The following is a 12,876-nucleotide window of genomic DNA, read 5'->3' on the forward strand; positions in this document are numbered from 1 at the left end:
CTCATTTTACTATTATGCTAAATATTAAATGAAATTTTCATGATTTTAGATTTTGCTGTGATTTCATTAATTAAACAATCAAAAGAAAACTTCCCACCCTCAACCCGCACTTTACCACCCGGAATACGAATAATGTCTCGCACACTAACCTTTCCCTCTATATCAACAACCCACTTACCATCCTGAACTTCATCGAACTTGCGATCAGCAATATAGGTGACATCCCCATCAAGGATAACAACCGGGTCTTTTAATCCGTCAGGTAAGAACGCCTTATCGAACATATAGAAATTCGAGTCGTAGAGTTTGCCGTCTAACAACTTTTGGCGAGGAATCTGCACGATATCAAGCTGTTTAGCATTTTCATACATCGCGCCCTCACCAGTAGTTAACCAACGCAGTGATGCGCCAGTCTCTAAAGCACACTGAATCACGAGGTCTGCGGGAAAAGTATCACGTAGATAACGGTTGGCTAATGTACTGGCAGATATGCCTAGTTGCTCACATAAAGCCTGCTTTGTACCGAAGCCATAAGCCTCCAGCATCCGGTCAATTGCCGCTTGGCCACCACGTCGAAGATCCATGTTAATCTCGAAAAATGAAGTTTATTGATTGACATTCACTTTTCGAGAGATTAAATTCATCTCGAAAAGTGAATAACCACCCATTATTAATCTTTACTACCGCTCACCACAAGCGAATAGGGGATGTTGCATCATGAGACCTAATATTTCAATCACTCTTCTAACTCCTCACGTCACAGTTGAGAGATATGCCGAGTTAACCGGTTTGGATTCAGAAACTATCAAAGCGATGTTGGCCGATGGTCGTTTAACCCGTCATCGCCTCCGGAAAGATAAAGATATGAAGCGCGAAAAAGTCATGATCAACATGGCTGCACTCACCGTAGATGCTCTCTCGAATTGTGATATTGCAATCGCCTAGTTCGATATTGCGTTATTGGGAGGGTATCGACCATGTTTGATTTCCAGCTTTCTAAACACCCGCGCTTTGATATGTCATGCCGTGCTTTCGCCCGGAATAACAATTTAACGGCGGTTGCCGAGCAAATCGGTATGAAGCCGCAGACCCTGCGTAACAAACTTAATCCTGACCAGCCGCACCAGTTGAGCTGCATAGAACTGTTGACGCTCACTGACATTACCGAAGATCCAACCCTGCTTGATGGCTTGCTGTCTCAACTGCAATGCTTGCCAGCGGTACCGGTTAATGAAGCCAATCCCGCTAATTTACCTATTCATACCTTGAGCGCTACGGCAGCTATCGGTGCTATTGCCGGTGAAACCGTCACCGCCGGGCCTATGACGCAATCCCGTAGAAACGCCATTCTTGACCGTGCGAATCAGGCCATTCGTGACCTGTCGCTGATTGTTGTCTCGGTTGAAGCGCGTTTCCAATCCACGCCAGCACTGGCCGCAGCGGTTGACTTTATCAGCGCTAGCGGACGGTTCCGGGCCTGAACTGAGGAACTTATGAAAGTTTTCGCTAACTACCTGAAACAACAATCACCCAGCCAACAATTAAGCCATTTTGACCACGGCTGGATTGAATTACCAAACGGCCAGCGCTGGCAACCCTGCGCCAGCCGAGTGGTGTTTCTAGGGGAATCACGTAAACCTATCTTTAAAACCAAGCGCCGCCGGTGGTGGTTCCGTTTGATGGGATTAAGGGGGTAACCATGTCGGCCAATAACAGCAAATGGATAGCCATTATCCGCAACAAAGTGACCGGCAGTCACAGCCGGGCAAGGGTGATATGGGAAAAACTCCCGGCACAGCACCGGGGAATTTTACTCCACTCCGCAGGGATGAAATCAGAGCACTGCCGGTATCTGTGGGATGATTTTTCCCGTGAAGAATTACATCAGTTGCAGCGAGGGATTCAGCGATTACGGGCGCTGGTAGATACGTTCGGTCAAGTCGGTACGCTAGATTTTGTGAAAGGGAATAAGTGCAACCGAAAGCCGCAGCATCAACCGGCACCCGTCAAAACTTACGGCCCGGAAATGATTACAGCCCAACCAATGGTCAATATTCATTACAGTGATAATTAGGAAATAGGATGAAAGTAATCGCAGTAGATAAAGCGGGTTTGATGGCAGATTTTGACCACTGGGGTGTAGCCCATAATTATGCTCAATTTTTCTTGGGTAAATGTCGTTCAGTGGGCAACCGTATTGAATTACAGCCAGTGATGTTTAATGACACCATGCATTTGACCAACCCCCATCAATGGTTTGCGGCCAATGCGGCATTTTGGGGCCGGGCATATCGTGAGGCGGAATCAAACAGTGATCAAATTGAAGCGCTAGCCTCTATTCGCGCCATTTTTTATATATCCAGTGCGCTGGGGCTAGGTGTCGTCACTTGGAATATTAATAACTGGTGGATTAAAACCATTGAGATCCACGGGCTAGTACAAATTAACCACTCTTGTGCCTCAGCCAGCACTACGCCACACCTGCATTAATTAGCCAAAGCCACAAATACCAACGGCCTCCCATCGGTGGTCGGGGATCCTTATTACCTAAATTTGGAGTCAGTCACATGCACCTGCCTCAAACGCTAGGGTACATGAGTTACGGGCGAGTCTGGAGCGAATGACCGCTACCATCCAGCGCCCAGTAAATGACTTTATCGACGGGGAGTTTTTATCCCTGTCTTTACCCTTTAATGGCGAGTTCAGCCGGGAGCCGGAGGGGCTACGCCGCCCGCAAGATATCAGCATCACCGAAGACGAACTCTTTGTTCAGAACCCGACTGACCACCAATGGCGCAGCCAGTATTTAGGCGGGATGCCCCAATTTCTGGCCCGCTATTTTGGTGATCGATATTCCAACTTGTACCAATCAAAAGGCCGTCGCCATGCCAATACATTCTTACGCACTACGGTGGGCGAGAATGTATTGCCACGTCTACAGATGGTTAACCGCCAGTACCAGCCGGTCATCAACGCGCCCGGTTTCTTACCGTGGTCCTTTGCTGATGATCTCGAACGCCTGCCATCGTTTGGCCGGGATGAGTTACGCAACCTGTCCCACCGGGTGGCTGATTTTATGTCTGAAAGTTTTACCGACTATATCGAACGTAATTTCACCAGTCAGAGCAGCGACCCAAAAGAACTCTGGCAGCGCACCCAACGGGCCTATATCTGCCTTGTAAAACTGAGCAAACAAGTGGGAACTGAACCGCCGTACTGGCGGGAATTCAATTCCAGCCGCAAGACAATTAACCCGCGAAAAATTGAATCCGGCCTGCTGCGCATGATGTCGCCGAATTGGTGGCGTGTACGTTTAAAACGCCTGCGTGATCTGCGCCGTGAACATATGGCCATTGCGGTGGGGCAAGTACAGAAATCAGCGTCAGCCTATGTCAGCCGGTCAACCATGGCTGAATGGGTGGAACAGAAGCGGCGCAACCGTGAGTTTTTCAAGGCATTTGAGCTGGAAAATCAGGACGGTGAACGAGTTTCGTTAGAAGACATGGTGAATGGCAGCAACGCCAATCCCGCAATACGGAGATGTGAACTGATGGTTAGAATGCGAGGTTTTGAAGATTTAGCCAATGAAATGGGCTGTGTGGGGGAGTTCTACACCATCACCGCGCCGTCTAAATATCATGCGGTGTATCACGGTGGCGGCTTTGTCACCAACTGGAATGGGGCCAGCCCCCGGCAGACACAAAAATACTTATGCAGTGTATGGGCTAAAGCCCGTGCCGCCATTGCCCGCGCCGGGATTAATGTCTTTGGTTTTAGGGTGGTAGAGCCGCATCACGATGGCACCCCACACTGGCATGTGTTGCTGTTTATGCTGCCGCAGCACGTCTCACCGGTGCGCGACATTCTTTGCTATTACGCCCGGCTGGAAGATTCAGAAACATTACAAAGCCCCGAAGCACTGAAAGCCCGTTTCCATGCTGAACCTATTGATCCGGCCAAGGGCAGTGCAACCGGCTATATCGCGAAATATATATCAAAGAATATCGACGGTTACGCGCTGGGCGAGGAAGAAGATGGCGAAACCGGCGGCAGTGCGCGAGAGATGGCCAAAGCAGTCACCGCATGGGCCAGCCGTTGGCGTATTCGGCAGTTTCAGCAAATCGGTGGTGCGCCGGTCACCGTCTGGCGCGAGTTACGCCGCTTGCCGGGAGACGGGCAAATACTACCGGATCAGGATATGGATAACGTGCGTTTTGCTGCGGATGTGGGCAACTGGTATGCCTACACCGAGTTTCAGGGTGGGCCGATGGTGAGCCGGAATTGTCTGACTGTGCGCCTGTCCTATGAGATCACCGAAATGGGCAACATCTACGCCGAAGATGTGCAGCGTATTCAGGGCATTTATTCCCCTTTATTGGGGCTTGAATCCCTTATCTGCACCCGTCTGGTTAAGTGGCAGATTGTGCCGAAGTTGGCCGAAAGCGCAGCGCAGGCCGGGGTTTTAGGTTTTTCTGGCGGCAACGCCGCCGCTAGGAGTTCTGTCAATAACTGTACGCCGGAGTCCCGGCAACGATTAACAGAAGAGTTACGCCTGAGAGGTTTTTGGGGTAATGAGGAGGAAATAGCGATACTGGAACGGGGCAGCAGCCTGCAATTTTATGCTGATCGTTCAGTCAGGCTTAAAAATGGTCGGTTAGAGGAAGTTGCGCCACTACCGGAGCACCAACGTTGGCCGGGATGGAGTTAGTGGAACCTTTAATTTCCTTAGATTGTAAGGTTATCAGTACCCTAATCTTTTAATATTATTGTACTGTATGCAAACACAGTGAAAACAGAGTAAATAGAGGGGTAGGGTCGTGACAGATCTATTTTTTGAATCTTTGGCTTTGGATCGTATTGATTTGGTTGCAAGGTTGGTCACGAGTAGTAATTGCCAAGAAGAGGACAGGGAATTAGCGCTATTTTGGATTGCAGAAATGACAGCGGCATTAATTGACGAATTAAATAAAATTGAAAAAAACAGTTATCAAAACCACCTTACCGATAGCTAAAGTTATTATCAAAAAACAACTTATAAATATTTTGAATAAAATAATTTATACAAATAATACTTCACAGACTGTATATCACTTTATTTTCTTAAATCTTATTAACTCATGACTGCTTCCGTGTGGATAGCCTCCTGCGGAAGCAGTATAAAAGTAACCTTATTGATTGCATGTAATAAAAATCTGAAAATAAAGCTTAATATTCAATATGATAAAGGAATAGTGTTAATATCGCCCGATGAAAACCACACCTACACCCCATGATGCTATTTTTAAACAATTTCTTACCCATCAACAAACTGCCCGTGACTTTTTGGAGATCCACTTACCGCCTGAATACCGAAAAATATGTGACTTAAATACCCTACAACTGGAGTCCGGTAGTTTTATCGAACATAACCTGCGGGCCTATTACTCTGACGTACTCTACTCGCTGAAAACGCAGACGCAGGACGGGTATATTTACGCCCTAATCGAACATCAAAGTTCACCTGATAAGCATATGGCTTTTCGGTTAATGCGTTATGCCATCGCCGCCATGCAGCGCCATCTCGATGCGGGTAACGACAAACTGCCACTGGTGATACCTATCCTGTTCTATCATGGGCAGGTCACACCCTACCCGTATCCCATGAGCTGGCTACAAGCGTTCAACCAGCCAGTGCTGGCCGGGCAACTCTATGGCGGCAGCTTCCCGCTGGTCGATATCACGGTGATCCCAGATGATGAGATCATGAGCCACCGGGGCATTGCCATGCTAGAACTGTTGCAGAAGCACATTCGTCAACGTGACATATCCGAGCTGATGGAACCACTGGTCACACTGCTATCAAGAGGTTACAATACGGAAGATCAGCTAGTATCATTGATGAATTACATGCTACAGAATGGTGAAGCTCTCACGCCGGAAACGTTTATCTGGGAACTGGCCCACCGTCTACCACAGCACGAAGAGGTACTCATGACGATTGCACAGAAACTGGAACAAAAAGGCCGCATAGAAGGCCGCATGGAAGGGGCGCAAGAAACAGCCCTGAAAATTGCTAGCGCTATGCTGGCTAATGGCGTTGATCGTACTCTCGTAATGAAAACGACCGGTCTGAGTGAAAAAGAGCTGACTCAACTCTGCCATTAATTCAAAGGCTGAGTCCCTAATGTTAGCAGGCGATGTTGCTTTAAACGTCACCTGCTTACTTATTTACTGCACCTAATTCTTTTCTTGATCTATCATTCATCGTTATTCCCTGTACTGCCTCAATAACTCGCTATTTTTACAGCAAAAAAAATGTTTGTCCTAAAATGATACTGGTCAATTGCACAGTGGATCGCGGTTGGGCTATAGTCACGCCGCAGCGGAAAAATCTGCTGCCGGGTTTGGAACCCCGTATTTCAACAGGGCGCATAACTGTGTAAGCGGTTATTATGTGCGGAGCACGGCTACATCTGTAATCAATGGTGAGCTGGGCAGGGGCATCGCAAGATGCGCCGGATTCTCTGTTGACCGGTAGTTCCAACCTTGCTCAGTTCACCACCCATTAAGAGATTGGAACCTCGGGCGGTGAGTTTAACCACCTTCAACTGAGAGGTTGTCATCATGGATTCGACGACTAAGCCCCCTTGCAATACCATTACCTACCCACCTGTATCGCTCCCTATCGCCCTCCTGTTGGAGGTGCGCCATGTACGATGATTCGCCCCGCGAATTAGAAGAACTAATCGACCACTGCCGCGCCCTGATTTACGCCATCGTCACCCTTGATCGAGCAGATACAAAAGAAGTTCTCTCGCTTATTTTATGGCAACAGATTGACGTGTTACGCAGAACTTATGAGCGAGATACTCATGAGCCACAAGAAATGGCTTAACTTGCGCTAGTGACCATCTTTATTACCGGATAGGTTCACCCCTAAAATAACAAAACCCACCTTATGGTGGGTTTCGCCAGAATTTCTTCTGGTATTCAGAACGCCTTTACCGGGCTTGGCCACGACCGAAACAATAACAACTCGGTAGCTGGATGTCTGGAAAATCAGTCTGCTGCATCCAAACTCATCCTATCCTCGATTGGGGGCAGCATCAAATCCAATGGCGGCAGATGCACTACCTTGTGCAACAAGCTGAGCATCATTTGTCGCTGCTGTGGGTTCATAGAATCGACAACGGTTTTGATCAGCTTATCCCCGGTCTTGGCGCTGGGGCTAATGGTGTGGGAAAAGGTCACATTCATCACGAAAGTGTGGCCACACTCCACATCATTGCAGGCGCAATATAAATCTGAAATCTGCCGGTGTTTACGGTTGGTTTTTCGGATAATCGCTGCGCCACCGCATTCGGGGCATAAAACTTTCATCACTCGCATGTTTCTGGCTCCCCAAGTGGCTAACCTATAGAATTTTAACGTGTTTACTCTCATGGTGCACCTGAGTTTGCTATTTGTGCATCAAAATTTAGCTGTAGATGTGCCGGGATCTCTGGATCGGCACTGATGGCTGCACTAAAGCGCCGTTGTACTGGTGAAATTTCATCTTTTCGGTAGGTGTTCCGCGCTTTTTCCGGATCACCTAAACCCGCCGCATTTTCCGGTATCTGCCCGGCTAACCCAGCCGGGAAGCGGTGAGCATTGAGAATGTCCTGCGCACTGATATTTTTCACATTGGCAAACTCATCTTTGGCGCTGATATCCCCCATCTGAATGAATTTCACCGCCTCCGGGTCACCGTTCGGGATGTTGACCAAGATGGTGCTGAAATTACCAATCCCTTTGCTGTCAGCTAGCTGGCGTTCAATTTCTTCCTCCACTTCATCGGTCATTGACGGGTCACTGGTATATAAAATACCGCCAGTGTGCGCCCCATTGTGGTAATAGCGGCGACGGAAAATCACCGCTTCACTGTTGAGCAATGCGGAGTGGATACCACCGATATAATCCGGCAGGCCATAAACCTGTTGTTGCGGGTCGTATTGTTTGAGAAAAATGACCTCATTTTCCGGGTAAACAAGAGGTTCACCCTCCTGCAATACCACGTATTCACCGCTTTTGCGGATACGGGTATACAGGGCCGGTAAGGGGGCCAGACCAATCACGTTGCCCCAGCCGTTACGGATTTTAAGAATGCCCACATCACCAAAGGTAAAATAATCAAAAATAGCGGCTTCAATCTCTTCATGGGTCAGGCCACCGCTTTGGTAATCCGATGCCACCATATTTTTACGGGCATAAATCACGCCGCCATGTTGGCCATTAAGATTTATCAATTGTGCCAGCGCCAGCCGGTCAATCGGCAGGGTGTAATGGTCATACTCATTGTCATACCAGATATCGCGGTAATCGGTGCCCGGAGCTATCAGCCGGGTTACATCTGCCAAAAATGGCCCGTGTTGAGGGGCCAAGCGAAGCAGTGACCAGCGGTGATATGGCCGACCCGTTCCGGCCCCGCTATGCCGTTAATCTGCAATTGCTGGATGATGATGGCAAGGCGGCGCCAGACGCTATCACAGGGCAATAATCTGCCCACGGTGCTGCCGGGTGAACAGCTACAGCAACAGCGTGATGGCGTATCGCAGCGGGTGACGGTGGCGGGGGATTGGGAGCGCAAAACCGATCAGGTGATTCGTGAAGAATCCATGAGCCGGGTGATTACCGCCGATGATGAAACCCGCACACTGGTGGCCCGTGAAACCACCGTTCAGGCCACCGATAAAACCACGGTGCTGGGGACGGCCACCTTACTGGCCGGTGCTATCCAGCAGATTAGCGAGGGAGATTACAGTCTGGCCACCCAAGCCAGTTACATGGCCAAAGTGGGCAAAACCTTCACCACCGATGTGGGGCAGGATTTGATAGAGAAGATTGGCAATATCCGCAGCAGTATCGCCGCTGCCCGGCAGGATGTGATAGCGCCGGTGGTGTGGATTGGTAGCCAGCAGATTAACGTGATGGCCCTCATGATCGATACGCTGGATGTGGTGAAAGAGCTGGCAGCACTGACCGCCGCACATACTCATACCAATACTGATGGCCCACTGAACGCAGGGAGCATCACCGCCACTGGGGCCAAATCAGACGGATTACGTGATAAATATTCCCCTGTGATCGGCTAATCGATCTCGCCCAATCAGCCCGCCGCGCGCGGGCTTTTTTACGCCCATCTAAAACCATCGCCAGCGGCCCCACATGCCACGCAGTAAACCCATCATCACACCGCAATACCCGAAATGGATCACGCCAGCCACGACCCGCACACGTAGCGGAATATGCCACGAAAGAAACGTAATCATGACGGAAACGGCACTACACCGCACCCGCCTGCACACTTTGCGTTATAAAGTTTTTTCAGTTTTAAATTTCTACAAAACACCCCGCCAGCCCGCGCCGTGGCTGGGGCTTTGCGGCGTTATGCCAACTGAAAAGATTGAAAAGAATTTCAGTGTTTTTCAGTTTTTGGATCTCGGAGTGGACCGCGGGAAAGTATTAGTACATTGAATTTAAAGAATATTGTGTGAATTACGTGGGGTTGGTGGATCTTTTTGTGTGAGCTGTCAGATGGGGGGGGAAAAGCTGGCAGACTACAGCTGGCGCGGGTGGGGCCATTTTTGATCTGCGTGGTCAATGTTGTAACGGTTTGTATAACCTGTCTTTATTGTGGTGTGGGGATTGACGTCACATACTTTCCAAAAGCCTGAATATCACCCTTTCTATCAAATTTATACCAGATGTGTTTTCCAAGGAGAAAGTAAGGTGCGTTTATGAGGCTCCCTTTGGGATGATGGACTGATAAGGCATTCATTGTTCGTCATTACAGGATGTGAATGTCGAATGATAGTTCAACAGGGATATATTATGGATTCATTAAAATTTATTCAGGCTATGGCTGAGGGGATCAAGTCTATTCCTATGGACTTATATCTGGGGGTTGAGCGAACCTTTCAGGATTTGAATCTCTCGGATGGAGGGCGATATTATCAACAACGTAATATGTTTGATGATAAGCGTTTCCTGAGCGCTTTTGGCAATCTTATTCGTGATAGATCCATCATCGCCAAAATGGCAGATATCATTATTAATGATACGCTCAGTCACTTACCGGATGAAGCCATTCACCAATTGCATGAAAAGCTGATCTATGGGGCAACTGGGAAAGCAACACGTATGACGGCCCAAATGTTGATATCGGGCTATATCAGTGGAAAAGTCGTTAGCGGCCTGGCGGCTAGCTCCTTGGTAAAACTGGGTTTCAGATTTGGTACTACTGGTATGGTGTCTGGTGTAATGCTCCAAGGGATTGCAGCGCGGGCTAGCGAAGCATCACGAAAATTGGCTGGAGAAAGTCCATTGCTTTACAGCAAGCTAAGGCCTAACGATTACGATATGTTATTCTTTCTTTTTGAAAAGCCATTTGAGCGCTTCCTTCAACTTAGCAAAATGGTTCAAAGTAACCCTTTAATCTTGGGGCGTTTTGCTAATGAAATCAAAAGTTATTAATGGGCTATTACGTTTTATTTTCGATATGCTTGGCGTTATCGTTGCGTCCTTAATGGCTATAGGATTGATGACTGCTTACGCTTTCTATGAAGGGATTGCTGCTTGGCTAGTCGCTATTGGTGTCGTTATTGCTAGCGCTATCATTTATTGGGCCGTGCAAAAATGCAGTGATAAACTCACGGTAACGAAACAGAAATAATGGCTACGTTATCGCATCTGAGTGATGCTAATTCATTTCTAAACGAGTAACTGGCTGATAAGTTTTAAATTCTGCCGCCACTCCATCGCCAATAGCCATGTAAAGTGGTTGTAAGATATTGATAGATAAGGGCTTGAATTCCAGGCAAGAAAAAACCCGACTAGTCTTGAACCTAAGAAGGCGGGACTATCGGGCTCCTCAATATGGGGACATCAAAGAAAAGCAGTGGCACTAATTCAGACCCCAGTCCAGTAAGAAAGTTCTGGGTAAATGAAAAAAGTATAAAATAATGTTTAGCTTTCCCTTAAATGCCCCTTTTGGTGGGTTAACCTAATATTCCAGGCCAGACAATGACTATCAAAGAGCCTGCCAACGTCAATAGCACGTTGGCAATGGCATAGGTCCCCGCATAGCCTAGCGCAGGGATGTTACTGCGTGCCGTGTCGCTGATGATATCCATGGCAGGTGCGCAGGTTCGTGCTCCCATAATGGCCCCGAAAAGCAGGGCGCGGTTCATGCGTAATACATAAGCGCCAAAGAGGAAGCAGATAACAACAGGGACCAGGCTGACAATCAAACCGGAAATCAACATCTGACCGCCGACAGCACCCAGGCTGCTATTGATACCACCACCGGCGCTTAATCCGACGCCAGCCATAAAGACCATCAATCCAAACTCTTTCACCATATTCAGCGCACCTTGCGGGATATAGCCAAAAGTAGGGTGGTTGGCACGAAGAAATCCGAGCATGATCCCGGCCATTAATAGGCCCGCGGCATTACCAATCCCGAAACTGAAGTTACTGAACTGGAAGGTAATCAGGCCGATCATCAGCCCCAGAATGAAGAATGCGCAGAAAGCCAGCAGGTCAGTGACCTGACTGTGAATGGAGATAAAGCCTATTTTTTCTGCCACGCTTTTGACGCGCCGTGCATCGCCGCTGACTTGCAGCACATCACCTTTATTCAATACCACATTGTCATCAATCGGCATTTCGATTTGGCTGCGGATCACACGGTTAAGGAAACAGCCGTGGTCGGTCAATTTTAAGTGGCTGAGCCGCTTACCGACAGCATTGCTGTTTTTGACCACAATCTCTTCGGTAACAATGCGCATGTCCAGCAGGTCGCGGTCAAACACCTCTTTGCCGTTACGAAAGCTCGGATCAAGGCGGGAGTGGGCATCTGGGTAGCCCACCAGTGAGATCTCATCGCCCACTTGCAACACCGCATCACCGTCTGGATTGGCCAAAATACCATTGCGGCGAATGCGCTCGATATAGCAACCGGTTTGCCGGTAAATCCCTAATTCACGTAGATTTTTACCATCTGCCCATGCCACCAATTCTGGCCCAACTCGATAAGCGCGAATGACCGGCAAATAGACTTTCCGCTGGCTATCCGTATCCAGGCCTCGCTCACGGGCAATTTGTTGGGCGCTGGTGGGCAAATCTTGATGCTGGAGTTTTGGCAGATAGCGCGCCCCCAAAATCAGGCTAACCAGCCCGATAAGATAGGTTAGGGCGTAACCGAGGCTCAGGTTATCTTGGGCGTGTTGCAGTGCCGGATTATTTGCAATGGTATTGCGTAACGTATCGCCTGCGCCCACCAACACGGGGGTGGAAGTCATTGATCCGGCAAGCATCCCGGCGGTTAGGCCAATATCCCAGCCAAATAATTTACCTAGCCCCAGCGCCAGAATCATTGCGCTGCCGACCATGACCAAGGCGAGCATCAGGTAGTTTTTGCCATCGCGGAAGAAAATAGAGAAGAAGTTTGGGCCAGCTTCAACACCGACGCAAAAAATAAATAGCATGAAGCCCAGATTCAGTGCTTCTGTGTTGATGGTAAAGTGCTGTTGCCCCAGCAATAGTGATACCACTAACACACCAATAGCATTACCTAATTGGATTGGCCCCAGTCGTAGTTTACCCAGGCATAATCCTAGCGCTAAAACCACGAATAACAGCAAGATGTAGTTGCCGTTTAACAAATTTGCGACGTTTATATTCACAGATATGACTTTCTATTAGCCCAGATGACTCACGATGCACACGCGCTTGGTGTAGCGGTAGAGCGACACAATTCATTAAATTCTAAAAAGTTATCGCCAAACAGGAGATAAGCGATAGCGGGGCTTATTCTAATCGGTCTGCTGTAAGACAGCCAGTAGTAAGCGGGAAGTT

The 12,876-nt window shown here is 48.5% G+C and carries 15 protein-coding genes and 2 pseudogenes; 13 read left to right on the forward strand and 4 right to left on the reverse strand.

The window, feature by feature from the left end; translation table 11 throughout:
- Nucleotides 1-17 precede the first annotated feature (17 nt).
- Nucleotides 18-584 (reverse strand): phage repressor protein CI, encoded by a 567-nt coding sequence (locus tag FFE93_RS07695; protein WP_138775006.1) that lies wholly within the window; start codon nucleotides 582-584, stop codon nucleotides 18-20.
- 133 nt (nucleotides 585-717) lie between these two features.
- Between FFE93_RS07695 and FFE93_RS07700 the strand changes: the two genes are divergently transcribed.
- The 9 genes from FFE93_RS07700 to FFE93_RS07740 all read left to right on the forward strand — a co-directional run bounded on the left by FFE93_RS07700 (nucleotide 718) and on the right by FFE93_RS07740 (nucleotide 6,874).
- Nucleotides 718-945: a hypothetical protein gene (locus tag FFE93_RS07700; RefSeq protein WP_032819427.1), complete on the forward strand. Its 228-nt coding sequence runs from the start codon at nucleotides 718-720 to the stop codon at nucleotides 943-945.
- Nucleotides 946-977: 32 nt separating this feature from the next.
- Entirely contained in the window at nucleotides 978-1,481 is a 504-nt protein-coding gene (locus tag FFE93_RS07705) for a phage regulatory CII family protein (protein ID WP_005276278.1), read from the forward strand.
- Nucleotides 1,482-1,493: 12 nt separating this feature from the next.
- The gene (locus tag FFE93_RS07710; protein WP_005276280.1) at nucleotides 1,494-1,697 is read left to right on the forward strand and encodes a phage filamentation protein Fil family protein; all 204 of its coding nucleotides are present in this window, start codon (nucleotides 1,494-1,496) and stop codon (nucleotides 1,695-1,697) included.
- Between the two features lie 2 nt (nucleotides 1,698-1,699).
- The gene (locus FFE93_RS07715; protein ID WP_005276282.1) at nucleotides 1,700-2,074 is read left to right on the forward strand and encodes a hypothetical protein; all 375 of its coding nucleotides are present in this window, start codon (nucleotides 1,700-1,702) and stop codon (nucleotides 2,072-2,074) included.
- An 8-nt stretch (nucleotides 2,075-2,082) separates the two neighbouring features.
- Nucleotides 2,083-2,490 (forward strand): hypothetical protein, encoded by a 408-nt coding sequence (locus tag FFE93_RS07720; RefSeq protein WP_138775007.1) that lies wholly within the window; start codon nucleotides 2,083-2,085, stop codon nucleotides 2,488-2,490.
- Between the two features lie 130 nt (nucleotides 2,491-2,620).
- Nucleotides 2,621-4,708: a replication endonuclease gene (locus tag FFE93_RS07725; protein WP_138775008.1), complete on the forward strand. Its 2,088-nt coding sequence runs from the start codon at nucleotides 2,621-2,623 to the stop codon at nucleotides 4,706-4,708.
- A gap of 109 nt (nucleotides 4,709-4,817) precedes the next feature.
- Nucleotides 4,818-5,012 carry a hypothetical protein gene (locus tag FFE93_RS07730; RefSeq protein ID WP_005276288.1) on the forward strand — a complete coding sequence of 65 codons (195 nt, stop codon included), beginning with the start codon at nucleotides 4,818-4,820 and terminating at the stop codon, nucleotides 5,010-5,012.
- A gap of 235 nt (nucleotides 5,013-5,247) precedes the next feature.
- A complete protein-coding gene (locus tag FFE93_RS07735; protein ID WP_054872917.1) occupies nucleotides 5,248-6,144 on the forward strand; it encodes an Rpn family recombination-promoting nuclease/putative transposase in 897 nt (298 codons plus the stop codon).
- A 544-nt stretch (nucleotides 6,145-6,688) separates the two neighbouring features.
- The gene (locus FFE93_RS07740) at nucleotides 6,689-6,874 is read left to right on the forward strand and encodes a hypothetical protein (protein ID WP_005276294.1); all 186 of its coding nucleotides are present in this window, start codon (nucleotides 6,689-6,691) and stop codon (nucleotides 6,872-6,874) included.
- 189 nt (nucleotides 6,875-7,063) lie between these two features.
- On the opposite strand, the pseudogene FFE93_RS07745 reads toward FFE93_RS07740, so the two are convergent.
- Nucleotides 7,064-7,422: pseudogene (locus tag FFE93_RS07745) on the reverse strand (ogr/Delta-like zinc finger family protein).
- Nucleotides 7,419-8,375, reverse strand: a complete 957-nt coding sequence (locus tag FFE93_RS07750) for a phage portal protein (RefSeq protein WP_005276300.1) — start codon at nucleotides 8,373-8,375, stop codon at nucleotides 7,419-7,421. Before FFE93_RS07750 ends, FFE93_RS07745 begins: the two are co-directional and overlap by 4 nt.
- On the opposite strand from FFE93_RS07750, the pseudogene FFE93_RS07755 reads away from it, so the two are divergent.
- From FFE93_RS07755 to FFE93_RS07770, 4 genes and pseudogenes are all read left to right on the forward strand, one after another.
- A pseudogene (locus tag FFE93_RS07755) lies at nucleotides 8,336-9,110 on the forward strand (hypothetical protein); the annotation flags it as partial. The gene FFE93_RS07750 and the pseudogene FFE93_RS07755 overlap by 40 nt on opposite strands.
- Before the next feature lie 73 nt (nucleotides 9,111-9,183).
- The gene (locus FFE93_RS07760; RefSeq protein ID WP_261369051.1) at nucleotides 9,184-9,492 is read left to right on the forward strand and encodes a hypothetical protein; all 309 of its coding nucleotides are present in this window, start codon (nucleotides 9,184-9,186) and stop codon (nucleotides 9,490-9,492) included.
- A gap of 357 nt (nucleotides 9,493-9,849) precedes the next feature.
- A complete protein-coding gene (locus FFE93_RS07765) occupies nucleotides 9,850-10,491 on the forward strand; it encodes a hypothetical protein (protein ID WP_032898267.1) in 642 nt (213 codons plus the stop codon).
- Nucleotides 10,472-10,690, forward strand: a complete 219-nt coding sequence (locus FFE93_RS07770) for a hypothetical protein (RefSeq protein ID WP_032898268.1) — start codon at nucleotides 10,472-10,474, stop codon at nucleotides 10,688-10,690. Before FFE93_RS07765 ends, FFE93_RS07770 begins: the two co-directional genes overlap by 20 nt.
- 325 nt (nucleotides 10,691-11,015) lie before the next feature.
- Here the strand turns inward: FFE93_RS07770 and FFE93_RS07775 are convergent, their stop codons facing one another.
- Nucleotides 11,016-12,704: an aspartate:alanine antiporter gene (locus tag FFE93_RS07775; protein WP_032898269.1), complete on the reverse strand. Its 1,689-nt coding sequence runs from the start codon at nucleotides 12,702-12,704 to the stop codon at nucleotides 11,016-11,018.
- Nucleotides 12,705-12,876: the final 172 nt, after the last annotated feature.

Source organism: Yersinia sp. KBS0713 (genome assembly GCF_005937895.2).
Taxonomy (GTDB): domain Bacteria; phylum Pseudomonadota; class Gammaproteobacteria; order Enterobacterales; family Enterobacteriaceae; genus Yersinia; species Yersinia bercovieri.